The sequence below is a fragment of the Pseudomonas fluorescens genome (assembly GCF_900636825.1).
In the GTDB taxonomy this organism is placed as follows: domain Bacteria; phylum Pseudomonadota; class Gammaproteobacteria; order Pseudomonadales; family Pseudomonadaceae; genus Aquipseudomonas; species Aquipseudomonas fluorescens_BG.
Window position 1 is genome coordinate 2,756,109 of record NZ_LR134318.1, and the last position, 24,690, is coordinate 2,780,798.

The window sequence follows — 24,690 nt, forward strand, 5'->3', positions numbered from 1 at the left end:
ACGCCTGTACGTGGGAACCGGGCAAAAACGATGTTTGCGGCTAATGTTTACATTACCAGCTTACGAAATTCTGCAACGTCATTTCGCCATACCAAATCTTGAGTATTGATCCAGGCGCCAAAGCGATCCAACGTGGCAAGAGCTATTGGTGCAAGCTGCAGTTTTATTAGGTTAACATCGACGCGGTCATGCTTAATGGAAAGCCTGATGAAATCGAAGTAATTGAGCATGAGGCCGACCGAGCTACGCAGTGCCGTGTCATCGTTAACGCGCGCAACCAAGGCCTGAGGAGTAAGGTTGGCCAATTCCTTGCCGAGTTGCCTGCTGAACTTTCTTGCCTCTAGGAAGTGAGGATCATCCCACTTCTCAATCAACCTAAATGTCTCTTCTTGCCGGTCTAAACTCTTCTGCTGATCGCGAATCGCGTCTGCCCTCAAGCGTTCTTCTTCAAGCCTGCGTAGCATTTCTTTGGACTGTTTAACGCTGAGGTAGGTGGAAAGGATCACACCTGATGCAGCCAGCATGGCCGCGCTTACTTCAACCACTTTCGCCAGCCGGTTTGCTTCAGAAGTACCTAACCATACCGCACCAATACCGCATAAAATCGTGACGAGAATGCCAGCTGCAAGCCAAGTAAGCGTCTGATCATTAGCCCGGGAGGGCTGCGTGTGGCTCATCCAAATGCTCCAACAAATTGTAAGAAAGGCCATCATTTTGGCATCTCCAGAGCATTGTTGTCGCGCCATTAACGCTATAGATTTAGATCCGAGTAACTGTCGGGCTCGCTGGATTTTCTAAAGACGCGAGCCCGGTTGGAAGCGCTGGAGTGGCTGCAGTCGCATTTGGAATTCACTTGTTGATGTTCACTTACGAAGGCCGGAAACCCGACCCTATGTATGAAAGGCGCGCCTCGGACTGGACTATTCCTAAGCGTGAAGAGATCGGCCGTTCGACAGAGCAGCAATGATCATGTGCTCACATCATTCTGCGCTCGATTCATCGCGTGCCAATGGTAAAGCCGCACTAGGGATTAAGAATGGGGGATCGTACCTTCGGGCCTAAGGCCCGGCTCATCAATCGCCAAGCATTTCCTTCACGATGGCAGCCACATTTCTCGCATCGTCTATCCCGCGGTGGTAAGTACCCTGCCAAGCCAAACCCATGGCCTCTACAGTTTGCTTAAGTCCTTTCGACTGATTGTCATATAGCCCTTTATGCCATTTCCGCGCATTGAAATGCGGCAGACCGGCGAGCAGGGAAGGGCACGCAGCTAATGCAGCATCGCGCTCTAGCTGCCGTGCATCGTAGTCACCCCAAGACGCCCAGGAAGCATCTGGATATCGGGCAATGAATGCTCCCAGCTCCTGGCCAACCTCAACATAGGTTCGTGCGTTGTCCACGTCCGCTTGTTGAATGGATGTCAGCTTTTTGCAGAAGTCGGTGAGGATGGGATTGACCTGCGGTTGAACGAAACGCTGGAATTCATCGACGACTTCAAGCGTTTCCAGCTCGATCACCACCAAACCGATTTCGATCGTTTCCATCTGATCAGGAACGACTGCAAGCGGTCTTGGTGACTCACCAACGTCATCACAGGTTGCCTCAAGGTCTACGCAATAGAGGTAGCGGTATGGCGCGAGGAGGTTTTGAATGGCTTGGAGATGAAGGAGTTTTGCTTCAATGCTCATGGCATGGATGTCCTAGCTTTGATCTGTCCAAGGTACATCCACTTGTGCACACAGCCGCATTCTAACGGGGATGAAAGGGGGGCTTCTGTTCCGTCTCGAGGCTATAACGTTGGCGTGTAGAGTGAAAGCAGGACGTTACCACCCCATAGAAAGCAACCGTCTCGCCGCATTGATAGCTGTCTTTGAAAGCGGCCCTTTCCCTGTTTGAAAACGATGTCGCCACTGCAGCGGAATGGATAAGTATTGCCGTTGGTGAGCTTGTTTCGAGGCGTCCTCTGGATATGGTTAGGACACGTCGGTGGAAACGAAGGCCGTCTATGATTGATTGGCAGACTGGAGCGGGGCGGTATTATGTGGAGTCCACAGTCTGTAGTAGTCAACTGATCTAGAACAGGACGCTACGTTTTCCTCGGGCTGAACTGGCGCCGAGCGAGGGTCTGCGGGGAAATATGTGTATCGCTTGAAAATTAATTCGTGTTTGTCGCTAAAGGTTTAAGCAAATCGATCCGATCATATATGCAGTAACGCTATTTGGTAGGTGCAATATGAATACTGAGCTGTTGGCTGCAAACAAAGTTGTTTTTAAGGCCGAGCGCTCGATTAGCTTGCACGGATATTCTGATAGTGCACCGTACTTGGCCTCTGTTGAAATTCCGGATGGCAATGTGTCGCTCGTCCTTGATCATTCGGAGTATCGTTTCACCGCTCAGCAATGCGCTGAGGTGACTAAAAATCTTGTGAAGATGTTGTTGAAATACGCGGATCTTGGAATGTTTCAAGTCGGCGCGGAATGTGTTGCGCGATTAGAGGCTCTAGCCGCCTGGATCCGATTGTTTCAAGCGCAATCGCTCTCTGCTGAGCGTGATTCATTGCAGACCTTTGAGTCAGACAGCAGAGGTTCTGAGTTTTGCGCTTCCGGTTCATTTAGGCAACCAGAACTGCACCATGGGGAAGCGGTTTATTACAAGCTTGTGATTTGCTTAGATGATGACCTTAATCTTCCATGCTTAGGTATTGACGATAGAGCTTTTGCGTTCAATTTTGAGCAAGCGTTCTGAATAGCGGAGCATCTTTGGATCGCAGGGTATTTGGTGGCTCAGACCGTGCAACCGATTTACACCGCGACTCCAGAGCCGTGGATAAATGACCTAGGTCAACTTATGAGGGTGTAGCTACGAGCGCTATGTTTTGAGTGCGTGAATTGAACTGCCCTGATGATTTTGGAGCTCTCGAGCTGGCCCATAGAACTAAGAGAGTAGGTGTGATCAAGGAGAGTCGCACGTGCCAAGGCCGTCGTTATTTCGGGCCTCGAGGCCCGGCTCGACTTGAAGTACTGCCCGATGTCTGACCGCGCAGCTCAGCAACCTTGCTGATGCCTAATCGCGCATGTATTCCTCTTGGCTACTGCCACTGTGAAGCTAAAGTCTCCGTTGTGATGAGCCGGCAAACCGTCCCTGCGTACAAATTCTCCGTGGCACGTTTTACAGATTCGGATAATCATCAAGCTTAAGGCTAGGAGCGCCTCCGTCATCCGCCTCGCGCTTAGGCGTATTTATCACTCCAGCTTCGGCGTCTGCACGCATCTGCTCGAGCTCTTTGTGAAAAGCCTTGTCCTGAACCGTGGGTTTGCTGGTGTACGGTTTGCGCTCTGGTTCAGGCTTGGCTGCATAAGTCGTTAACGCGTCAGGGTCGTGCTGCAGCCTTTCTTGGACTTGCGATTCCAGCATCGCACGGAGGGCGTCTTTATCGGGACGGTTAAGCAATTTGTTAATCCTATTCGGAAGCCAAGCACTAACTATTCGATTGGTACATTGAGCAGTCGGTGAGGGCAGGCTTTTCTATTTGAGGGTTGCATCGCAGATTGGCAGTTACCCGAATTGCAGGTTAAAAATCCTGGTAAGCCTACCAAGCCTTAGCGGCCACCGCCTGTGATGAAAATGATGCCATAGCTACAGTCTTGAATGCAGTTTTCGAGATAACTGAAGTGACCAAACCCGTACCTGCCTTTTTTTGCATGGAGGCTCAGAGGGCAGCGAGCAATCGTTCGAGCTGTTCTCGCTCCCAGGTGCTCAACAGCTCGACAGGGTCAACTCCATCGCGCTCCCAGAGCTCAAGCGCCCCGATTCGGCCATCAGGCGACTTGCAGTACTCGCAGTAATCCAGGGTGTCACAATCATTGAAGAGTATGAGCTGCCAGCCATCAATTTCCACGGGCATGAGGCCGTGATAAATCTCGCTCCAGGACTGTGTGGAGCTTCGCATCATGATGCGCTTGCTGAGCGCGACGTCCGACAGCACTTGGCTAACCTCGCTTGCGGGGAGAGAGGAGGCTGTGTTCAAAATGATCTGAGCTCGAGTCATCGCTTGCCCATAACTATGCTGCGGTAAGTAACGTCAATGGAGAGATCGCACCTTCGGGCCTTAAGGCCCGGCTCATCAATTAGCCAAGCATTTCCTTCACGATGGAAGCCACATTTCTCGCATCGTCTATCCCTCGATGATAGGTACCCTGCCAAACCAAACCCAACGACTCTACTGTTTGCTTTAATGATTTTGGTCGATTGTCATATAAGCCAGCATGCCATTTCCTGGCATTGAAATGGGGCAAGCCTTCGAGCAGAGAAGGGCACGCAGCAAATTCTGCGTCCCGTTCAAGCTGCCTTGCATCATAGTCACCCCACGACGCCCAAGCAGCGTTTGGATATTGCGCAATTAACGCTCCTAGCTCCTGGCCAACCTCCGCATAGGTACCAGCACTGTCCACGTCCGCTTGTTGAATGGATGTCAGCGTTCTGCAGAAGTCGGTGAGTACCGGATTGATCTGCGGTCGAACGAAACGCTGGAACTCATCGACGATCTCAAGCGTTTCAAGGTCGATCACCACCAGACCAATCTCAATCGTTTCCATATGATCAGGAGCGACAGCGACTGGCCTCGGTGATTCCGACTCGCCAACCTCATCACAGGTTGCCTCAAGGTCTACGCAATAGAGGTAGCGATATGGCGCAATGAGGTTTTGGATTGCTTGGAGGTGAAGAAGCTTTGCTTCGATACTCATGGCATAGAAGACCTTGCTTGGAGCCTGTTGAGATTAATCGCTCCATCTATGTCGACTGAATCACTCACTGACCACGACGAATCGCCTAGAGCACGGGTCACGACATACCCCCAACCATTAGGGACGTGATTATTGATCTCGTACCTGCGCCACTCGATCATCGCTTGGGCATCAACCTGGAGTGGCTGGCGCTGGATGAGCCAAGCTACCGCATTGAGAAATTGTCCGTGCGAAAAGACTAGGATGTCTTGCGCCGGGTGCGTGGCGAGGTGATCTAGGAACGATCGTGCGCGGCCAACAAACTCCAGAAACGACTCAGCACCTTCTCCATCAAAGTAGGACGGATCCGCGTCCGTCCAATACTGTTCGACCCATGCCTTCCGTTGCCCTACGGTGGTATTCACGCACCTAGTCGGATCTAGGTAGGTGAATTACTCGATGGGCCATGTCTCAAATGGAGCATCAGGGAATACGGAGACAGTCGCATCCGCGGTCGCTCGAGCCCGAGAGAAAGGGGACACAACTATTAACTCAGGTGCACGGCCAACGGATCTCGCCACTCGTTTAGCTTGTTCGATGCCTTTTTGGGTAAGCGGGATACTTGCGTGATCAAGGGTAGGTGCACCAGCATTGGCCGCGCTTTCTCCATGACGCACTAGCCTGACATTCTTCATTGACTTACCTGTCGTTTCCCCGGCGCAAGACACCAGTAGCGTTGCTAGGGGCATGGCTGGATTAGGGTAGGGGTGATGGGGGGGCATGTAGACTTCTAGAACCTCGACTCAGTGAACTCCATTATCGCTCGCATCCAAAGCGAACTGGGAACAGAGCAGGTAAGGGAGCTGCTCGAAGTACGATATCGCGCCCTTTTCCGTGGAGGAGAGACGCGTCGCAGTCGCTGGGCGGTGAGTGGAGCGTCGTTCCTTCGGGCCTTGTGCCCGCCTATGACTATTGAACCAACTGGCCTGCTAAGTTCCGATCTTGATACACGCAAATTATTAAGAATTATGGCCGGGCAATAATTATGGCTTGCCAATAATTTAAATAATTCACAGACGTTTGCCCAGCGTGTCTCACCTCGCGCCGCTATCCGAGGGGCTGCGTGTGTAGTCAGGCGCTTACCTTTTCCTGCTTGTTCAGAATCCCTAGCTTCGGCATCACAGCATTGAGGAGAGTGAGCAGTCGTCGTCTGTCCATCCCATCAAGACACTCGGCGATCTCGACGTTTCAGTGGCTGGACTCACTCAAGGCCAACCTTACGACCATGTCCGCAGCGGCCCTGTAGTGATCAGCCATATAGATGTGCTTACCACCTAATGTCCAGCCTCGCTTAGCGATTTGTTCGGTCACATCTAGGACTCCTGCATCGCTAAAAAAGGCAGTGGTATTCGGGTATCCGAATGATCGTCATGAACGGTTATGTGGAATGTAAGCCCCGTCGTGATCTGCTAAAGGATCTCGACATCGCTACCGCAATCGTCAAAGGGCAGGCTCAGTAGCCACCTACCTGTAAGCGTCCAACCAGTCGTCTGCCATGGGGTGATACACCCGCAACAGGTTGACGACTGGATCGGCGATTGCAGCGGGTCACGGCAAATGATCGAACGTCATTGGCCGGGGCGCGACAGTAAGATCGGCTGGATGACTTCGCGTGTAATCAGCTCAAGACCCGGGCCACCAAAGAACAGCCCCGAAACCTTCTGAGAGTCCAATACACCATCGACGTGTGCCTTATGCAATTGCAGGGCAACCAGATTCATAGTGAGCTGGAGAACCTGCCACGCGATGGGCGTCAATCCATTGTGCTGACTCTCGTCCTTCTCAATCAGAGAGCGCAGAACCTGTGGCGCTGGTTCAAAATCTGCAAACTTTGGTGCCAAGTCTTCGACCCCCTCTCGAAGCAAGTTGAGCAGCGACTGCCCGTTCTCCTGCGTGATGGCCATAAACCGCTCAAACTCTTCAAAAGGCGGTAAGGGTTGGGATGGTACTTGGGAAAGAATGTCGGCGACGATGCTGTCAGTGTGGCGAGCATGCAGTTTTTGCTGAAACCGCCCAACAGCCTTCGACGCAGCACCAGAGTGAATCATGTCATAGAAGGAAACCCCAGTTTTGCCGATTTCAGTGTTGAAGGTGTTGAGCGGCACCTCGGTGACTGAGTCCCCAGCCCGATCAGCGAGGGGGTTGATGAACGTGCACACTGTCTTCTTTTCGCCTGCATACTCAACTGGCCCCAAGTCCACGCCGAAGCCCAGGCACGAGAAAAAGGAGACATAGGCATAAGCCCGAGACGTCACGTCACACACACCCACCGCCAACGTGTGGCCGAAGTCATAGGGGTTGTCACCCACGACTGCGTTGGTCTCCCGACCATCCCACCAGACCAGTTCCTGCTCCCAGTTCGCCTTGTCATCTTGGAGGTCACGTTGGAGCATATCCTTGAAGGTCTTAAGCCCATCCTGTCGAGCAGCGTCAGGGAATGAGTGCGCAAAGAACGTCAGCGCAAGGTAACCAACTGCTTGTAAGAAGTCACACCCGCCAAATCTCAGCTGGATACGTTTGCCTTCAGTTCGATAGTGCGTTTGCGGTGCCCCCGTTTGCCTCAGATCAATCTTGATCTGATCTGTCTGATTGGCTTCAACCCATCGCTGGGCTACTTCAAGGCTGGGCACCGCAAGCTTCACCTCGGTGCTCGCCCCGACGTTTGCAATATCGAGCGGCGGAGGCATATCAATATCGATATTCGAACCCTCCATGCGATAGCGCGTTTCCCCGTCCATAAAGAAGTAGGGCTTGGCCTTATCCTTGCGATCTGGCCTGACCTCTAGTGCACCGTTCATCATCGCCAGCTGAGGTTCCAAACGTGCTACCAGTTTACCGAAGCCGGTGTTGTGATCATGGCAATAGATGCCGCGATTCGTTCGACGTCCACCCAGAGCGGCGGGAAAGATGTCCTCATTGGACTTCGCAGGTTCACCGCAGATGATGCATGCCCGATTCGTAGCCATTGTCTCTCCTTACCGGCCCTAGCCGGGGCGCTTACGCCCGCTGCGTACTGCCATAATGATCATGAAGCCAGCCAGTATAGGGGGTAGCCGTGGCAGAAGTATGACGCTGAGGAGCAAAGCAGCATGTGTCGCCGGTTATGATGGCTATCTGCCCTTCGTTAGAAGTTTTGCGTCACAAATATGATGGTAATCTCTGGGTTTCACCGCAGAAGCGTGATCAGCATTTCTGGCACGCACACGGACAGCAGGGAGCCATCAGCTAGTGGATTCACGACCAACCGACCCTCATTCTGAAACGCCACAGATTGACATCTCACCTCGCGGCGATACTTCCACACTCCCGAATGCTAAACAGCCCACCAAGGGTGGAATTTTCAATCTTATTGCCAATACCGTCCTGGATGCCGTCAAGTTTCAACAATTCTCTGCCTGGAAAGCAGGCCGTGCAGTTGGTGCTGAAGACGGTTTCAAACTGGGTCAAACGCGGGGGCTGGAACTAGGACGCGCGGAGGGTCGAAAGGTCGGGCATCTGGAGGGCAAAAGTGAAGGCTTTGAGGAGGGGTTCTCTCAGGGGCACGTATTGGGGTTGGACGAAGGGAAGTTGATCGTTGAACTGCGGCCCGGCGCTGTTCCATGTCCCGCTCCACCAGGCATCAAGGAGCCTGCACTATTCAAGGACTGGACGTTCGCAATCACTCCGGAGATGGCTGCTGAAATCCGAGAGGATGTGAAAAACTATCTTCCTGACCAACCTCCGTCAGAAGATCAGTGGAAGATGATCCTGTCGACGACTCCAACCACTTGCGTTGTCGCCGGCGCTGGCAGTGGCAAGTCGACCACCATGGTGCTGCGTCTGATCGTTCTCTATCACTATCTCAAGATCGATCTGTCGGGGCTGACGGTTGTCACCTTTACAAAAGAGTCGAAGCTGGATTTTGCGAAGAAAGTCCGCGAGGTGTTTGACCTCTGGGGTTACGACGTCAGTGAGAAGAAATCCCTTGAGATAGTCCGCACCTTTCACTCACGGATTCTGTCGTTTGCAAAAAGCATCGATGGGCTGAGCGACGTCAAGGCGTTCGAGTTCCTGGACAACAAGCCGGAGGAGGAAGAGCGTGGCGGGTCGATGCTGCAGGTCAAACTGGGGGAGACGCAGCTCGATCTAATGAACGCGGTTTACCAAGATCTCTTTGAAAACAACCAACCCTTTCGCGCACTGATTGGGGAGCTGTATCAGCGCTCACTGCTGCTCGATAAAATGGAGAAAGACCATCCGGATGTACTGCATCGTCAGGATAAGGCTTGGCAAATGGCGAATATCGACGGTGCCTTGTGCTCTCAGCTCGAAGGGCTTTGGGAGGCCGCTGGCCATTGGCCGATTGACGGGATAGAGCCGACTCAGAAGACCCTGCGGATACTTGGGAAAAACTTTCAAGTCAACGGCTACATTCCCGAGTTCGATACCTTCGTCATGCTAGGAATCGATGACACCGAACCAGATGACCTTAAGCTCGATCACCAATATGGTTGGTTCATGCGCAAGCATGTGCGGGACAAGCGGACGCTTTTTCAGGCCTTTTGCAGTCCACGAGTCGTGTACTTGAGCAGCTACGTCGATGCCACGCAGTCGATTGAGGCCCTCAAGGGGCGTATCAACGGATGTCCGAAATTTCGGTACAAGGTCAGGGGTGAGATCAGCTCCAGCTATATCTTAGAGGCCTTTTTCTCTACCGCTTCCTTCATCGAAAACCTGGGGTTAGACGCCATCGAGGCGGTAAAAAATATGACCCTTTACAAGGGTGATCCCGACACCCTATTTTTCTATGCCATGAGTATTTACTGGGCTGCTTTCAACGAACGGCTGCTAGGGATGAGCCCACCGGTCATGACCTTTAACAGCATGTTCGCGATGTTCAGCGAGCGTGGTCAGCAGAATTTTCGGGCAGTGCCAGACAGCGTACTTCGTCCGATGACAACACTGCTCATTGACGAATTCCAGGACGTTGGAGCGAACACGATCTCCTGGGTACGGGCGACATTTAGCGAGATCGAACGACGGGGGCTGGCGGCTCAGACGCTCGGCGCGCGGGCCTATGCTTCAGTGATGGCCGTGGGTGACGATTGGCAAAGCATCTATGGATGGCGCGGCAGCTCTCCGCGTTTTCTTATGGAGTTCGGCAAGGAATTCAAATCGCCGAAGCTGACGCAGGTGTTCATGCAAGAGAATCACCGATCACATCAGATGGTGGTCGACGCAGCTGAAGCAATCGTCAACCAGACACCTGGCTTCGAGAACAAGCATGGTGTCGCGGTCAATAAGCGTGTGATTGGCAATCAGGTACCAGTAGAGGTTCGAGAGCTTGACTGGGAACACCTAGTCCAGATGGTTGAGCACCATTACGACGCCGGACGTTCAATCCTTGTGCTTTACCGTAAACGCGACACCAAGAAAGATGCAAGGGCGAAGTTGGGCGAGGTCATTGAGCGAGCCCGGCAAGACAAGCGCAGCAAGGCAATAAAGTTTTTGACCTACCACTCCTCCAAAGGCCTGCAAGCTGATGCGGTCTTTTTGTTGGGTGATTGTGAGGTCACGACCTCTTCGCCTTCGAGAAATGATTTTTATGCACAGGCGGGCATGGCGAATCCGGGCGAGCCGTGCGGTTATGACCTAGCACAGCAGCAGGAGGCGCTGCGAACGGCCTACGTGGCGATCACCCGGGCCGTAACCTACTGCTATTGGTATGTTTCCTGGGACGAAAAGGTGCCTGCGTCGGAGAAGGCAAGCCGTTACATCAAGAGAGATCAAAGCCATTGGAACGTCGTGACCCCGCGACCTGCGCCGGCCTCGGATGGCATCAAACGTAAAGCCAGGAAAGGGCGATAATCAGGGCTCACCTGTCTCTGATCTGAGCATCTCAGGGTGGCATTGAGGAATGTCAAAAAGCGCAGCGGCCAGTGTTTAGGACGTCTGCGCGATATCCTCTTCCAGTTCACGCACAGCCTTGCTGGCTTTGATTTCAAATCGACGCTCCACCTCTGTGTCGCTCAGCTTAAGCGCATCATCGCCGAGCCACATGGCAAGTTTCTCGCGCTTCTGGCTGATCGTGAGAGCATCGAGGTTCGGTATGTAGCCGTTATTGGCTTTCATGCCCCGCTGCAGCTCGTAGAATGTCTTGATCAAAGACTTCGGATGGATCTCACCGCTTGGGCAAAAGCGACCTGTGAGCTTCCTGACCGTGTGATTAATGGCACGCAACTGGGAAGTCGTGGTGATCTGGCAGAAATAGGCAGCCCAGCCGAGGCGCTTACCTTTGAATATGCAGCCAGTAATCCTCAGGTTTAGCTTCCACTGGCAGTATGCCAGGGCGCGCTCCTTATCAGCAGGACGTCGGGCTGTCGCGAGTTTGTGCCGGTATGCCGTGAAGATTTTGGCGATCGATGACTCGAATCTAAGAATGCTCTCGTGCCGAATGAGCACTTGGCCGCCCTCGATCTGGTACCCCAGAAAACTGAAGGGGTCGGTTAAGCTCTCCACTTTGGACTTCGATCCCGGTTCGAAGTCATGCGGGTTGAGCTTCAAGGCCTTCAATTCCGCGATGAGCTCATTAGCCGTAGAGCGCGCCACTCCCGCCGGCCCCAAGATCAGAATGTCGTCAACGTAACGCTTGTACCAAATCCCCGTCCGAGACTCGAAAAGGGTATCAATGCCTTGAAGCGCAATCTCCGCGAGCACATTTGAAATTGCGAGGCCTTGCGGAACGCCGACTGTGGGGCGATCGGCTCCTTTACTTCCCCTGGATTCAGGCACCGTGGGCGTTGTGAGCGCGTCGGTAATCAGCTGTCTGAACTCGGGTTTCTGAATTTTTTTTCGCGTTGCAGCGGCGACTAATTCGTGAGGAATGGATGGGTAAAAGCTTTTAAGATCAATTTTGGCGTATTCGGCATATACGCCGGAATTGAGCGCTGTTTTCAAGGAATCGATGACGGTCTGGGGCAGGGTGAGTTTCGCCATGGGGAAAACGTCAGATAAGCAATTGCACAACGCACGTAGGACGATTCTGTCTCTGGCGGTTGGAATGGATATTTGCCGAGGCGGCGACGAGGCCCCCTTGAGAATCAATTTTTCCTTGTAGGCAGTGAAGCGATATTCACCCTGGTGAACCTTCTCAATGATGTGATCAAGCTCCGCGCTTAACTGTTTATCGAGGTTAGCCGGACGCATGCGGTCGAGGCCGATGGCCCCGGAATTTTTGATTTTATCGGTGTAGATTTCCTGGAGACGCTTTCGGGTAAATACCTTTTTAAAGCTTTTCGCCGCGCTCATGGCTTGTTCCAGAAAGAGTAGAGGCCTGCCAGTACCGGAAGTGCATAGAGCAAAGCAGTAATTAGTAATCGCATCGTCAGCCAAAATACGGCTGAAAAGTATTCAAAGCCTGTGGGCATTCGAGTGGTGAGGCCGCTGGCAAAAACGCGTGCGATCCGATCATCGATTTCCCGATGATTTTCCGATTCAGCTAGCAGTTCGTCATATCTGGTGACCTGTGCCGGCGTTGGCGCAGGGGATGTGGTGGTCGCTGAGCCATCAGGCAGTCCCCGATGTAGCTTCTGCAGCTCTAGATAGTTGGTGCGCATTAGCATTGCTCGGCCACGAAAGTCGCGGTTCGCAACCGCAAGCGAAATGCCGAGCAGAGCAACCGAAAGGATCGTCGCCATGACATCTGTGTCTGGGCCAAGGATCGTGCTGTGTCTGATTGTCAGCACACCCAGCGCAGTGCTGAGGATCGCGTACCATACCAGCAAGAGTTGCGAGTGAAAGTCCAGCCACTCCAGACGCTTATGGGCCTGAATGCGTGCCTTGTAAGTGAACCAGACGCTGTCCTTATTCACGCATATCTCTCCATAGAAAAGGGTGAAGAGGTGGGGGGATTTGAGTACCGTTGAACATCCCGTAGGGATCAGTGGGCCGAAACCCAACAGCCGAAGCTGTTAATTATCAGAACCGCCCTCGCTCGCACGAGAGGAAATACCCACCCCTTCGTGAATAATTCTACAGTGCCACCATGGAGTGTGGAAGCCATTCAATTGCTCGATCGTATGGCGCCAAAAAGGCTTGCGTGATGAAACATGCCTGCATAAAGCCGATGTCCCAAAATGCGCGGCAGTGACGGTGGTTAGCCGAACCGACCGCACATATCAGCACCCAAGGGGCTACCAGGGGCATTGGGAGTACTCTTTATGCTGGTCAGCCTGGCATCCCCAGCGGCAACAGCCGGCAGTTCTCCCAGGCCTTCCGTGCAGGTTAGAAAGGCGAGGGGGCTCCGTCGAGCAGCAGCGAGAGATCAGCTATTTTTGCCCCCAACGTCGCTTTAAGCGTTGCTCTCAGCTTCTTGTCCACCTCTTTATGGAGTCGGATTTTTTCTATGGCCAATGCGATTATAAATTCCATTGCCGCCTCGCCACGCTCATACGAGTAGCCCTTCGCCACGCGCAGAATGATGTCCGCCATCGCCGCGCTGTAGATCTCGTGAGCGCTGTAATCCAACTCCGTGGGAAGTGCCGCCCTGAGAAACGCCGACTGGATGATTCCGTCGTCATACCTGGAGAACACATCCGGCGACAGCAGCACCTGCTGTAACTCACCAGATTCCAGTCGTTTCGCGTCCTTGATTTTTGCCCCTTCCCGGGCGTTCTGCAAAATCCAAAGGATGGTCAAGAAGATGTCTACAGTCGAAGCCTTTTTGACATCCTCCTTCCCGTTCACGAACGCGAAGCCATCAGTAAGCTTCATCTCTTTGTTCGTGAAACTGCTTGGCCAGAATGCCTGGGACGACAGGCCCGATGCTTCCTCGGCAGCCAACTGATCAGCGCGGTTTTTGATCAGCAGCAAGCCCTCATCACCAAAGGCGACCAGCTTGTTGAGTATGTCTTTTTCTTTGGCCCAGTGATTACTGCACACAGCGCTGCCGGCGGGAATCTCCATGAAGGCCTTGAACACGTACCGGCGCTCACCTTTCGGTGGTTGCGTCAGATTGGAGCTCAGGTCTTTCATCAGCTCGTAGGTTCGACCGAAGAGGGCTCCGACGATGTAGAGGCGAGTTCCTGATTTCTGGGCGCTCCGCAGCCGCCTACTGACTCTCTGCAGAATGGTTCCACGCTCTGCTGCAGCTGCAACCACAATAACTGAGCCATGAAGCTCTTCGTCTTGGTTGAAGTCTTCTTCGCTGACCTTGGTGCAGGTCAGGCCTCTTTCAGTCAGATATTCCAAGGCTTCCGTCGCAAGTTTTTCACTAGCTGGGTCTTTGTCATGGATGATCAGCTTGGTTGACGCGGGCGACTCCTGGTCGAGGCACTTTTTGAACCAGGTTTTAAAGCCGTCAGTCTCGACCAATTTTTCCTTGTCTACGTGTACTGTGCGCCGTCTTTCTCCTCCTTGGATGGGCGTTACACATCTGAAAAGCCCCTTGCCTATGAAGGAGTCAAACTTCACCTGAAGGTCATCCGGTAGATGATCCATGCTGATGTTTAACAGCCTTGTCTCAGTGTGTTCTGCGATAAAGCGCTCACCGTGAATCCGGATGGTCTGTCGTGCTTCCGAGGTTTCGGACTCAGCGAGCATTTCGAAATCCTGAGGACGTTCCAGAGTATGGACAATAGTGCAGTTTTCAGACTTCTTGGAGAACGACAAAACCGTAGCGACTCGGGATGGGGGAGCGCTGTTGACTCGAATCCACTGGTCGGCCAACCCACACGTAGATGAGGCTGAGATCAGGCAAAGGGCAGCACTGGCGCCAGGCAAACGCCCATCCTTCAGCCCCTCGTGGGAATGGAAGGATCTGATGGTCTGGATAGTAGGTTTTCCAAACCGGGCCTGATACAGCTGCATTGAAAGGGCTATGGGCAAGAAAGCCATTGTGTCGAGGTAGATCGTGTCGGGCTCACCCAACGTGCTTGTAGCAGCTTGTTTGAGCATCTTCAGCGAAGCAAATGCAAGAAAGTGGGCGTGCAGGGTCTCGGAGAGAAGATTTTCAGCCCGAATGAAATAATTTGCGGAGCGGGACGAGGGCTTTGAAAACAGAAAGCCAGCCGGGGCTTTGGTCAACACTGAGGTGCACTTAACCAGTTTCTCCATGCCGGCCTTGACGATTTTCGCGGTGCCGTTCTGCAGCAGTTTGGAAATGTTCTTGGGGGCACCAGAAATATTCTGGTACTTGATGATGCTGCCATGGCCATCGTGATAGGCAAATCCATAGCTCAGTGAAGATTTCGCATCGCGACGCTGCAGGGCGCTGGATAATGGAGATGCTTTATCTTGGCACTGTTTCTGAATCTGCTCCTCAAAGCACTGCGGTATGAGGAAGACTAGGTGATCTGGCAGGATGTAGCCGGGTAGGCGCTTTTGCAGTGCATCCGTCACCTGGATATCCGTGATGGCTTCAGGGCCGGTGAAGAACACCACAGCCTGTGCGGGCTCTGCATCAGGTGAAATTGCGAGAGATACTTCGAAATCGTAAAGATCAGGCATGTCAGTTCACCGGGATGCAGATGGTGAAGACAGTCCCTTCAGCGGCTTCGAGCTCACCACCGCCACTCCATTTTTTGGGGTGGTAGGCCACCTCGCCTTCGTGCCCTTGAAACGCCTGTGAGAGGCTAAGTCTGCCTGTGCGTAAGCGAACGTAGGCTTGAAGCTTGTTAAAAGCCTGAACGGCGTTGTGCAGGCCCATACCGGATTCCTTCGACGGCTTGGTCGTGACGTGTTTTTTAAAGCAGTCGAGGGTGGCCTGAAGTTCCTCATCAAGTGTTAGCTTGTCCAACGACTCAAGCGGTGCCCCTTCTCTCATTGAAAGCCAGCGTCGTGCGAGGCCAGGGCCGCTGTCGATGATTGATAGTTCAAGGAAGTCGAGCGCTTCGACGTCTTTGATCATGTGCTTGATGACGAAGCGCGCAAATTCGGGTTCAGTGTGGGAGTAGTTCTTGATCTCCGTTTTGCTGATGCGACTTGCTTTGACAGTCATGCCACGCAAGCCCTTTTTGTATTTGTCTCCCATCAAATCGCATGACGCATGTTCGTCAGCGTTCGATATCAGCTCTTCAAGGACAGTGCCCAAGGCGCTAAGGCCGCTGCGCATCAACGCATTGCGCTCATGCCTGGTGTGCATGACTGATGACAGGTCTTCGATCAAGGTGGAGAAGGTTGGCCACTTATGGACTTCAGGTTCTCGTTCCCCGTAGTAGAAGGGCTTGATGTACTCCATCTGCGCGTGGTTGATGCTGAAGAGATTGATCACCCTGGGGCGAGCCCCTTTGCCTCCTGATGTGTGTTTCAGATCACTTTCGAACATTGCTTCAATCATTGGTCGAATCACAGTCAATGCTGCGCGCCGGTCAATCGGATCGTGATTTTCCGATTCAATGTCTGAACTCATGACCAGCGCGGCTAAACCTGCCGCCGTTTTGGCAAGTTGCGAAACGTGTTCGAGAGCGTTTTCAGTGTCTGCGTACAGGTGCAACGTGCTTTTGTTCTGGGCTTTTGCCCAGGTGATCACGAGCTGCGCGAGAGATGCGTCGACCCCCAGAAGTCCTCCATGGCTCATGGACACGGGCAACCGCATCTCCGAATGGGTGTAACACAGAGGGTAGAGCTCCTCTATGTCATACGTATTCATGCTTCGAGTGATTTTCATCACCACCTCTGACATTCCATCGATTGGGTGCTGAGCCACGCTAGAAGCAAGGAGCACGGGGAGCTGTCACCAGCCGAAATTTCCATGCACATACACGAGCAGGGAATAAACGTATCGGGAGGGCAGGGACAGCAACTTTACGTAACCATGCCGCTGCTTGGAAGGTGGCAGGTGCAGAAATGCCGGTATTCGTGCGGTGCTCCAAAGCAGTCACGATGAATGACGATCCTTGGCACTTAAATGACCAGACGATCAGGCCGGTGCTGGCGAGCTTGCGCATCGAGTGACATTGCCACCTGGTATACGGAGGCAGGGAGTACAGGAGGAGCTATGCCTTAGAACAGAAGGCCATAGTGCTTCGGTTATGATTGCAGTGTTTCAATCGAGGCCAGGGGCATTGCGGCTAAGGTATGACTACAAGAGAGCACAAAGGGAACACAGGCGAGCTGCATGCAGCAGCTCCTTGTGGCCCACCTTATCGTGAGCAAGCAGGTCAGCTACCCCGATTGAAGGGGAGCACCACACCACTGTCACCCGATTTGATGGCTGAATCGCCGCTGACCATGGACTTCAGCTTCGCCAGATGGAAGACCGAAGCTTTACCGGACAAATACCGCTCCGGTAAGCCCGCCAGCTTTTCCACATCGTTTGCAGCCAAACCGATATAGTTAGATACCGACTCAATCGGCATAACTCCGGTAGACGACAACAACTCGATCGTACGCTTGAGAAGCCGAGGTTGCTCTGGAGTGCGCGCATCATCTCCTGGCTCGGATTTAGCTCCCCACCTGGCCGACCTGCGCTTGAACAAAACAAGCTTTTCATCAGCATCGATGATCTTGAGCGCTTCGAGGCGCATGATCATTGCCGCAACGGAGACGCCCCAGCGCTGCTTGAGCAACAGTAGGCTGTCCAGTGTGACCGGAGTCCTCACATCGGCTGCAAACGTTTCTGCGGGCAGTAGGAAAGCGCCGGCGAACCGATGAGCCTGTGACTCCATCAGCTTGTAGCGCTCGGGATCGGTTGAACGGTCAATGCCTTTGTGAAGAATGAGGTGGCCGAGCTCGTGCGCCAGGTCAAATCGACTGCGAAAGCCATTACCTTTGTCGGCTGACAGAAGTATCAGTGGCCGCTGAAGTTCGTAGCTCCATGCAGAAAGGCCTTCGATCGGCGCGATACCCGTTTCCTCCCGTACTACGATAACGCCGGCACCCTCCACAGCCATTGCTAAATCAGGAATTGCACGACGGCCAAGACTCCAGAAGTCTCTGCATTCACTGGCAGCTTCCTCGATGTCGGAATTGGCAATTTGCTGAGGATCGGTGAACGACCTGACTGGAAGATTTACGTCCGGAAAGTCCACGAATTCGTTCATCGCCAAGACAATGTCCTGCGTCCATTCTAGCCGGGCTTCCAGCATAGCCCTCGCGGAGACGTGTGCAGACGCATTGCTTCGAAAAAGAGGCAACGACCCCTTCTTAGGAAGAGGGCGGGTAAACCATTCAGGGCAAACATTGATGACCTTGGAGAGGCTGGCTAGCGCCTCCGCTTCGGGTGCCTGCTGCCCAGACTTCCACTTGCTGATCGTGGCCGGTGATACGCCGACCATGGCAGCGAGCTGTACTTGCGAAAGCGCGCGGGCAGCCAATGCTTGAATCAATCGACCTGGCTGGAAATCTGTAATGCCCCGGCTCATGTTTCTTCCTGTCCTCCGAGCTCGATGAAGCCCGCTTTGAGTTTTACTGTTGCGTTGTCGGCCTGTTTCGGAGCCGCTTCATAGCGATCCAAGAACTGGCTCAAAGGTTCCCGAAACAGCCACCCATCCATTTTTGGATTGGGCACCGCAATATAGATCTGCAGCGGCTTTTCAGGATGGTGATGCAGTGAACCGCTAAAACGTGCGACGAAGAAGAACGCCCCCGAGGTCACATCTTGAGGCCCAAAAAGAGATGGCTGCACCAGTTGGCTCATAGCCTCATTTGCTTCCGCCAGCTCACGTCGGATGGTGCTACGCGTTGGGCGATTCCAGTTTGTCGTGCTCATGTTCAAGCGCGCAAATTTAAACATTCCTGCCACACCGACGATCACGCGGTTGCCTTGGGAGGAAATCAGCTCAGCGTCTGATGCCTCCAGCAGATCGCTGAACCGCTCGTTCATCTGGATGTGCCGCATGTACCCCAGTGCAGTTTTTCGCTGTTTCTTACTGACCTCCTTCGTCAACCCGAAGGCTTGTAGCGCACCGGCGGCGAAGGCGTCTTCGACACCCATGACGAGGTCACGCGAGACGTTGACGATTAGCAAGTCGGCAATAGCTTCAGGGGATAGGGTCATTTAGTCGTGCTCTGGTTTCGGTTGTCGAGATTATATACCTGAAAAATTTCGTGTGGATAGGTTTTCGTGATGTTCTAATGCTGTTCGGCGCCTTATTATTGTTTTTGTGCCTACCGCTTGCATAAGGTCGTAGATGAGTCGTGCTTATTATTTAGCCTTGGCCGTCTGGGCATCACGAACCACACATTTCAGGACACGCGACTCATGCAAAAAAATCCAGAGGTTCGGGAGCCTCTATCGGTGACGGTTTGCAATCCCTACATCCCGGCGAACGAATATCGTCAGGGCGTGGTGGAAGCCTTGGAGTGCATCGGGCCATTTCTCACCCAGTCAGATTTTGAAGCCCTGGTGCTTAAAAAGCTCCGGCTTGAAGACCCTGAGCCTAGCGAAAAGCAGTACTTACAGGCGGCAGTTGAGCTGACGGTATGCACCCACTACGCGCGCTTTTTCCCAGAGGGATTTGTGTACGAAGACAGAGTGATGCCGCCGCGGGACGTGGATTGCTCCTTCACGAGTGAAGGTTACAAATTCAACGTTGAGGTGAAGTGCGCTGACTACAGCATGAAGCAACAGATTGATGAGAGCGGTGCATTCATCATGAGGGCCGTGGGGCGGATGGACGACTATGGCGACACGGCCGCCATGCTGCAGGAAGTCTTTGCGAGCGGTGGTAATCAGCTCCTGAAGGGCCTGCACATGGACAATAAGCTAAAAGACTATCTGATGGACGCCCATGGCAAGTTCCCGGATGCATCACGCGAGAGTGAATACAACGTGTTAGTCGTTGGCTGTGATGATCCGGTTGACATCATGCAGTGGGAAGGGTACCTCACCGGCGCTCAGGGGTTGTTTACAGATCGATCCTATGCACCAACTGATGAGTACTCCAATGTCGACATGGTCGTCCTGACAAACCTTTACCACCGTCATAAGGCAGCGGATAAAAAGGACAAACTGACTTCTCATTGGTGGTTCGGTGAGTCATTTTCACTGTTGTACGCAAATCCAAGCTCTACCAAACCTGAATCAATGGCGCTGGCATTCGCCAAAACCCTGCATTTCTACAACAACGACCTCGTGCAGTACCAGATGGAGGGTGATGCCCCCGAGCGCGCTTTGCAGAGTCTAGCGATCCCGCATTTCGTGGGTAAGGTGTTGTTGGCTAACGGGCGTTACCTGTTTCAACCGGGTAAGCCAAGAAAGCTAGAGCCAGATGAGGGAACGGTGCAAACTGAAACCTAACGGCCTAGCGATCTGGAATGGGGCTTGGTTGATGGCAAGCTCGCTTGCTTGCCATTAAGCGTCCCTTGGCTTGAGATTTTGTTGATGTCGGGCTGATCACCCCATCAAGGCCGAGGCGATTGCTGGATCTCAGAGGCCCGGAGCGCCATCTTGCACCCATTTGCAGACCCAGCTATACAGCTTGGTCAAAGACACACTGTTCTTCAGCAGTTGCAGACTCACTTTTCGTTCATCTTCAGACAGTCCGCTGAGCGCCAAGATGAAGGCTCTTCGATCCCAGGAAGCCGTACCGGATACCCTCTGCTTTGCTTCCTTCGACCACGCACGATTTCCTCTGGAGAGCTCAGCCGCAGTCGTGATGGCGATACCGCACCGCTGGACGTACTGCTTCAACGCTGGGGTATGTGCAGCAACATGCCGGGCAAGATACCAGCCGATCCAAACCCTTGCGCTTTGGCTTTCAAGATGGCCCTGAACGCATGCGTGGGATAGAGCGGGCGCCAACACCAGGTGATCATCGAGGGCAGGGAATCAAAATAGAGTGCTACGTCATTGATCACCGGAAGGTAGAACTCGAGGTCTTCAGAGAGCAGGGGAGCGATCGTACAGTCTTGGGCATTCTTCGCCCGTCTGATGATGGCTCGCATCACACCGAGGTCGATCACGCCTGAGTCTTTTGCGCGCGTCAAGGCTTCAGAGAGGCGCTCCCCAAGGCTGGTGTCATCGCTATCATCGCTGTCGTCATCGTCTTCGTGTTCTTCCTCTACTTCCTGATACTCTCCGTACTGATTGCCGGCCTCGATGCTGCGCATAAGATCGAGTTTCTCCAGTTGGTAGGCGTTCTGCAACTCCACATGGAGGAAAGTTGCTGAGTCCTGAATCTTGGTTTTCTCTGAGACCAAACCAAGCCGGTGCTGTTGGTGCAGGTACACCACCAGGTCTTCCAGGATGGTCTTCAGGTCTGCTTCGTCGTCACTGAAGATTCGGTAATCATCTACGTAACGAACATGCTCAAGTCCCCTTTGTGCGATGAACTGATCGACGTCTATCAGCGCTGCTTCCGCTAGGAAGATTGAGGCCGCAGGGCCCACAGGCAAACCTTGGGATGACTTGACATTTAGCCGCATCAGGAACGATTCGATTTCCTTGGCGAGGGCGGCGCCGGTGCCGATTTCCTCCAGGCCATTACGGATGCGGTGCAGGTAAACCTGATTGTAGAAATCGCTGATGTCTGTGGACAGCACGTAGCTGTGTTGGCTTGCCAGCCGCTCACAGTTTTCGCGATACGTGTCAAAGCCTGATCCTCGTGAGAAGAAGCTGTTGTGACTGACCTCGATCCGGTAGGCACAGGACACTTCTGGCCCCATACGCGCCTGCTCGACCTTCTCGGCCACCAGGTAGACGAGTCCGGTATAGATCAGCGCATCGAGTGGTTCGAGCTGATGCACAACCCGACATCCGCCTCGTGCTTTGTGCCAGGGCAGTACGCGCGGCTGCTCAGAACGTCTTTGAGTGGCGTTGCCAGTAGGTAAGCTTTGATCTCGTCCCAACAATGCCAAACTGCAAGAAATTCAAATGGCTTAGGGAAGAAGTCGGTATCGTAGTATGCCCCGATGTGCCGGCGGGCAAATTCAAGTGCGTCTTGCGTGAGCAGCATTCTATTAACCTTGAGCTTCGTTAGGTGGAGGTCATCTGCTGCTGAGCATATTCGGGATGCTCAGTGGTCACCAGCCTTTTGCTGCGCATAGCGCCGAAAACGGACATCGTGCGATGCCCGCGAGGGTAGCCACGCTATCCGCTCCACAGGCAGCACCAGAAAACGAAAAAAGCCTAACAATGAGTGGCCTCAGTGTGTCCGCAGGAATTGGCCTGCCGACAGAGCCAAGAAAACCTTCATTGAGCCTTATCAAGGTCTGTGGTCAACCAATCGATGCCCAATCAGATCCCTCACGACATCCTCATCGGCGTATTCACTGGCAAGCTCCGACGTACAGATTCTCCTAGTTTCTATACCTTACCTAGAACTCGTATTTTTCTTTGCGCTGAATGAAGGCGGCCCGGCCACCTTCCAAGATCTTCGCCACCTGGTCTCGGATCGCTGGCACATCAATTGACCCTTGCGCCTCCAAGGTCAGCGATCCGCGCTTATCCTCTGCAGTGAAGACCCCAATCCATTCGGCGTCACCGAAAACCGGGATGTTTGCGTTATGGGTGGCGAATAAGAACTGCCTAGAGGTCTTCGCATCCCTCAGTTCGGCCACGATCCTTTCAGCAATGAACGCGTTATCCAGGTTGTCTTCAGGTTGATCCATAAGAAGTGGGTCGGGGTTGTCGAGCAGCAGCATGTGAAGGATCGCAGTGCATTGCTGGCCCGTTGAGAGCTTGCTCAACGGTCTGAAAACCGGCTCGGCATCACCATGAGCGACGTTCAAAGAAATGTCGACTCTGTGTGCCAGCTCCAGTGCCTCAAGCTCCATGATTTGAGAAGGCTGCAGTTTGGAAAGCGCATCGGCCACCATCTGGGGTGTGGCCCAGTCGAGGTAGATAACGGCAGAGCCTTGTCTTATGGATTTGACCAATGCCATGGGCGTGATTGATTCAGCGGAGCCAATCCAGCCCAGGCGCTTTTCACCGATATTGTCGAGCTTGCACGCCAGAAGGAATTGGACGATAGGGGATCTGTCTGCATCCGGAATGATCTCAATCTTGAGCTTGCCTTGGAGCCGCTTGCTCATTTTCTTCGCAGCTCTAACCAGTGCGCCAATACGCTCGGCCCGCAGATCCGATAGCTCAGCTAAGACGTTTCGGCGCTCCTGTTCTAGCTCTTCAAGTTTCGCGTGGTGGGTAGGAAGCTTGTTATTCAGTGGCTTGATGCGCTCAATCTCTTCCTGAACTCGCTGGTACGCCGCACCGATCGCCTGGCCTGTTTTGCCAGCGGCGTCGGGGAGGGCACGAAGATCTTTCTCAAGTTCGGCGTCGTGCTGTTTTACCTGTTGCTCCCAGGCGTCATGCTGGGCATTGAACGTCTGCACTGCCGCGTCCACGAGCGTCTGCACCGCCTGGAGATGGACGGCACAATCAGCTGTGAGTTTTTCCAACGTACCCCGCATGGCGACAAGAGCATTAATGTTGGGAACGCCCTTAAGCGCTTCGTCACTGATGAATGAGAGGTCTGAAAAGTGCTCGCCGAAAGTCGGTACTGCGGTCTCGATGTTGCTTATCGCTTCTTTGGAGCTCCTGGCTATCTCACGCTCGCGGGCAAGCAAAGAGGTCTTGGCCAGCTTTTCTTTTACGCCCAAATCGTCGAATCCACGCAACTGTTCTTCCAGGTTGGGGAGGCGATTGACCTGTGTCGCTAGATCATCGATGTCTCCCAACGATTCAGAAATGCTTTGCTGGTTTGCTTTCAGTCGTCGTTGCGCGTCAGCTCGCTTGTGGTTGTAATCACTTTCTTCGGGCAGAAATCGTTTGAGTAGTTGTATGCGACTGGATTCGTCCTGAGCGAGCTCATAAATCTCGTTTTGACCATAGATATCGATCCCAGGCATTACGTCGCCAGGCGTCATGGTGGAAACCGCGCCGTTTTCGTCTCGAACCATTGGCGGTTCACCAAAGCGGCGACTGATGGTGTACCGCCGACCGTTTTGTGACGACGAAACTAAGGTCAACTCTACACGCCCGCCTTCGAGCCCAATGTTTTCCTTGATGATCTCGGTGTGTAGCTTTTGCGCCTGTTTTCCCTTTGGCTTGCAATCGAGAGCAAAGCGCACACATTCGAGGAGAGTCGACTTGCCAGTGCCCCGGCCTCCAATGACGGTGTTCAGATGATCAGAAAAATTGACATGCACTCCGTCAAGGTAACCACCTGCCACACTCATGTTGATCAGTCGACCAATTGGGCTTTTGGTCTCCGTTGAGTTAAGGCGTATGCGTGACTCGGGATCGAGAAATGCTACTTTGAAAGCCGCAAAGGTCGGGCGGGTCATCTTGATCAGGGACGTTGCATTGGGCTTCTCAAGGTCTTCAGGCTTCGCGACATCCTTTGCGTTGATGACCGCGATGGGTTTTTCCCGCCGATACGCTTCGTCCCTGCCCAAGAGCGCGCGACGGTAGAAATCGCTTTCTTCACCAGCTAGATCCTCGATGGAGTAGGGGATCTGGGCTGCCCTGAGCTTAGCGTGCTTCCATACGTGGCTCAGGCGATTTTTCAGCAGCCCGCTGTCGTGCGTGCAGTGGGCGGCATAGATAAAACCACCCAGTTGCTCGATCTTGTCTATCAGCTTGATGGAGCTCAGCTGAGAGGGAAGAATGCGCTCTTGAGGATCCAGCAGCTCAAGGTTTCCCAGGTAACGCTCAAGGGACTGCACCGAGGTGTCTTCGGGGAACAGACAGACGAAATGGGTCTTGTCACTCGCCGCAATCTCAAATCCCGGAAACACCACTATCCCATGAGGGGTCAGGGCCTGGCGCAAAGCATCTACCGCCGCGACGCTTCCATGGTCGGCGACCCCGAGTACCCTAATATCGAGTTCCAAGCATTTCTGAAGCAGCGCTTGGTTGTAGGCGGCTTCGTCCAACTGGTGATCGGCACCTCGGTATGCACCATGGTATGAAAACGGGTTGACCTGCAGGGCGCAGCGCCAGAACCGGGCGTAGGTAAAGTGTTCGTCCATGATGGTTCCTTCATT

Annotated in this window: 17 protein-coding genes and 1 pseudogene; 3 read left to right on the forward strand and 15 right to left on the reverse strand. The window is 53.4% G+C overall.

Annotated elements, in window-relative coordinates:
* Positions 1–47: 47 nt before the first annotated feature.
* Positions 48–677: a DUF4760 domain-containing protein gene (locus EL257_RS12490; protein WP_126362935.1), complete on the reverse strand. Its 630-nt coding sequence runs from the start codon at positions 675–677 to the stop codon at positions 48–50.
* A gap of 396 nt (positions 678–1,073) precedes the next feature.
* A complete protein-coding gene (locus EL257_RS12495) occupies positions 1,074–1,688 on the reverse strand; it encodes a 3'-5' exonuclease (protein ID WP_126362937.1) in 615 nt (204 codons plus the stop codon).
* Between the two features lie 545 nt (positions 1,689–2,233).
* Between EL257_RS12495 and EL257_RS12500 the strand changes: the two genes are divergently transcribed.
* The gene (locus EL257_RS12500) at positions 2,234–2,746 is read left to right on the forward strand and encodes a hypothetical protein (protein WP_126362939.1); all 513 of its coding nucleotides are present in this window, start codon (positions 2,234–2,236) and stop codon (positions 2,744–2,746) included.
* A gap of 423 nt (positions 2,747–3,169) precedes the next feature.
* On the opposite strand, the gene EL257_RS12505 is transcribed toward EL257_RS12500, so the two are convergent.
* The 5 genes and pseudogenes from EL257_RS12505 to EL257_RS12525 all read right to left on the reverse strand — a co-directional run bounded on the left by EL257_RS12505 (position 3,170) and on the right by EL257_RS12525 (position 7,751).
* Entirely contained in the window at positions 3,170–3,451 is a 282-nt protein-coding gene (locus EL257_RS12505; RefSeq protein ID WP_126362941.1) for a hypothetical protein, read from the reverse strand.
* Positions 3,452–3,710: 259 nt separating this feature from the next.
* Positions 3,711–3,986, reverse strand: a complete 276-nt coding sequence (locus EL257_RS12510; RefSeq protein WP_419866601.1) for a DUF7693 family protein — start codon at positions 3,984–3,986, stop codon at positions 3,711–3,713.
* A 142-nt stretch (positions 3,987–4,128) separates the two neighbouring features.
* On the reverse strand, positions 4,129–4,746 hold the full coding sequence (locus tag EL257_RS12515; protein WP_126362943.1) for a 3'-5' exonuclease: 618 nt from the start codon (positions 4,744–4,746) through the stop codon (positions 4,129–4,131).
* Positions 4,743–5,420: pseudogene (locus EL257_RS12520) on the reverse strand (histidine phosphatase family protein). The gene EL257_RS12515 and the pseudogene EL257_RS12520 overlap by 4 nt, the downstream one beginning before the upstream one ends.
* Before the next feature lie 933 nt (positions 5,421–6,353).
* Positions 6,354–7,751, reverse strand: coding sequence for a hypothetical protein (locus EL257_RS12525; protein ID WP_126362945.1), 1,398 nt, complete (start codon positions 7,749–7,751; stop codon positions 6,354–6,356).
* Positions 7,752–8,013: 262 nt separating this feature from the next.
* Between EL257_RS12525 and EL257_RS12530 the strand changes: the two genes are divergently transcribed.
* Positions 8,014–10,632 (forward strand): UvrD-helicase domain-containing protein, encoded by a 2,619-nt coding sequence (locus tag EL257_RS12530; RefSeq protein WP_126362947.1) that lies wholly within the window; start codon positions 8,014–8,016, stop codon positions 10,630–10,632.
* A 75-nt stretch (positions 10,633–10,707) separates the two neighbouring features.
* Here EL257_RS12530 and EL257_RS12535 read toward each other — a convergent pair whose 3' ends face one another.
* The 6 genes from EL257_RS12535 to EL257_RS12560 form a co-directional block, all read right to left on the reverse strand.
* A complete protein-coding gene (locus EL257_RS12535; RefSeq protein ID WP_126362949.1) occupies positions 10,708–12,072 on the reverse strand; it encodes a reverse transcriptase domain-containing protein in 1,365 nt (454 codons plus the stop codon).
* Positions 12,069–12,635 (reverse strand): SLATT domain-containing protein, encoded by a 567-nt coding sequence (locus EL257_RS12540; protein ID WP_126362951.1) that lies wholly within the window; start codon positions 12,633–12,635, stop codon positions 12,069–12,071. The genes EL257_RS12535 and EL257_RS12540 overlap by 4 nt, the downstream gene beginning before the upstream one ends.
* A gap of 412 nt (positions 12,636–13,047) precedes the next feature.
* Positions 13,048–15,270: a hypothetical protein gene (locus EL257_RS12545; protein ID WP_126362953.1), complete on the reverse strand. Its 2,223-nt coding sequence runs from the start codon at positions 15,268–15,270 to the stop codon at positions 13,048–13,050.
* Between the two features lies 1 nt (position 15,271).
* Positions 15,272–16,429, reverse strand: a complete 1,158-nt coding sequence (locus tag EL257_RS12550; protein WP_126362955.1) for an ATP-binding protein — start codon at positions 16,427–16,429, stop codon at positions 15,272–15,274.
* Positions 16,430–16,922: 493 nt separating this feature from the next.
* Positions 16,923–18,125, reverse strand: coding sequence for an XRE family transcriptional regulator (locus tag EL257_RS12555; protein WP_126362957.1), 1,203 nt, complete (start codon positions 18,123–18,125; stop codon positions 16,923–16,925).
* A complete protein-coding gene (locus tag EL257_RS12560) occupies positions 18,122–18,760 on the reverse strand; it encodes a hypothetical protein (RefSeq protein ID WP_126362959.1) in 639 nt (212 codons plus the stop codon). The genes EL257_RS12555 and EL257_RS12560 overlap by 4 nt, the downstream gene beginning before the upstream one ends.
* Before the next feature lie 204 nt (positions 18,761–18,964).
* Between EL257_RS12560 and EL257_RS12565 the strand changes: the two genes are divergently transcribed.
* Positions 18,965–20,002, forward strand: a complete 1,038-nt coding sequence (locus tag EL257_RS12565) for a hypothetical protein (protein WP_126362961.1) — start codon at positions 18,965–18,967, stop codon at positions 20,000–20,002.
* Positions 20,003–20,391: 389 nt separating this feature from the next.
* Here EL257_RS12565 and EL257_RS12570 read toward each other — a convergent pair whose 3' ends face one another.
* On the reverse strand, positions 20,392–21,450 hold the full coding sequence (locus EL257_RS12570) for an RNA-directed DNA polymerase (protein ID WP_126362963.1): 1,059 nt from the start codon (positions 21,448–21,450) through the stop codon (positions 20,392–20,394).
* Between the two features lie 570 nt (positions 21,451–22,020).
* Positions 22,021–24,675, reverse strand: a complete 2,655-nt coding sequence (locus tag EL257_RS12575) for a TrlF family AAA-like ATPase (RefSeq protein ID WP_126362965.1) — start codon at positions 24,673–24,675, stop codon at positions 22,021–22,023.
* Positions 24,676–24,690 lie beyond the last annotated feature (15 nt).

Bases quoted from the DNA above. Each gene is read 5' to 3' on its own strand.
- EL257_RS12490 (WP_126362935.1), bottom strand. From the start codon at position 677: ATGAGCCACACGCAGCCCTCCCGGGCTAATGATCAGACGCTTACTTGG.
- EL257_RS12495 (WP_126362937.1), bottom strand. From the start codon at position 1,688: ATGAGCATTGAAGCAAAACTCCTTCATCTCCAAGCCATTCAAAACCTC.
- EL257_RS12500 (WP_126362939.1), top strand. From the start codon at position 2,234: ATGAATACTGAGCTGTTGGCTGCAAACAAAGTTGTTTTTAAGGCCGAG.
- EL257_RS12515 (WP_126362943.1), bottom strand. From the start codon at position 4,746: ATGAGTATCGAAGCAAAGCTTCTTCACCTCCAAGCAATCCAAAACCTC.
- EL257_RS12525 (WP_126362945.1), bottom strand. From the start codon at position 7,751: ATGGCTACGAATCGGGCATGCATCATCTGCGGTGAACCTGCGAAGTCC.
- EL257_RS12535 (WP_126362949.1), bottom strand. From the start codon at position 12,072: ATGAGCGCGGCGAAAAGCTTTAAAAAGGTATTTACCCGAAAGCGTCTC.
- EL257_RS12545 (WP_126362953.1), bottom strand. From the start codon at position 15,270: ATGCCTGATCTTTACGATTTCGAAGTATCTCTCGCAATTTCACCTGAT.
- EL257_RS12550 (WP_126362955.1), bottom strand. From the start codon at position 16,429: ATGAAAATCACTCGAAGCATGAATACGTATGACATAGAGGAGCTCTAC.
- EL257_RS12555 (WP_126362957.1), bottom strand. From the start codon at position 18,125: ATGAGCCGGGGCATTACAGATTTCCAGCCAGGTCGATTGATTCAAGCA.
- EL257_RS12560 (WP_126362959.1), bottom strand. From the start codon at position 18,760: ATGACCCTATCCCCTGAAGCTATTGCCGACTTGCTAATCGTCAACGTC.
- EL257_RS12565 (WP_126362961.1), top strand. From the start codon at position 18,965: ATGCAAAAAAATCCAGAGGTTCGGGAGCCTCTATCGGTGACGGTTTGC.
- EL257_RS12575 (WP_126362965.1), bottom strand. From the start codon at position 24,675: ATGGACGAACACTTTACCTACGCCCGGTTCTGGCGCTGCGCCCTGCAG.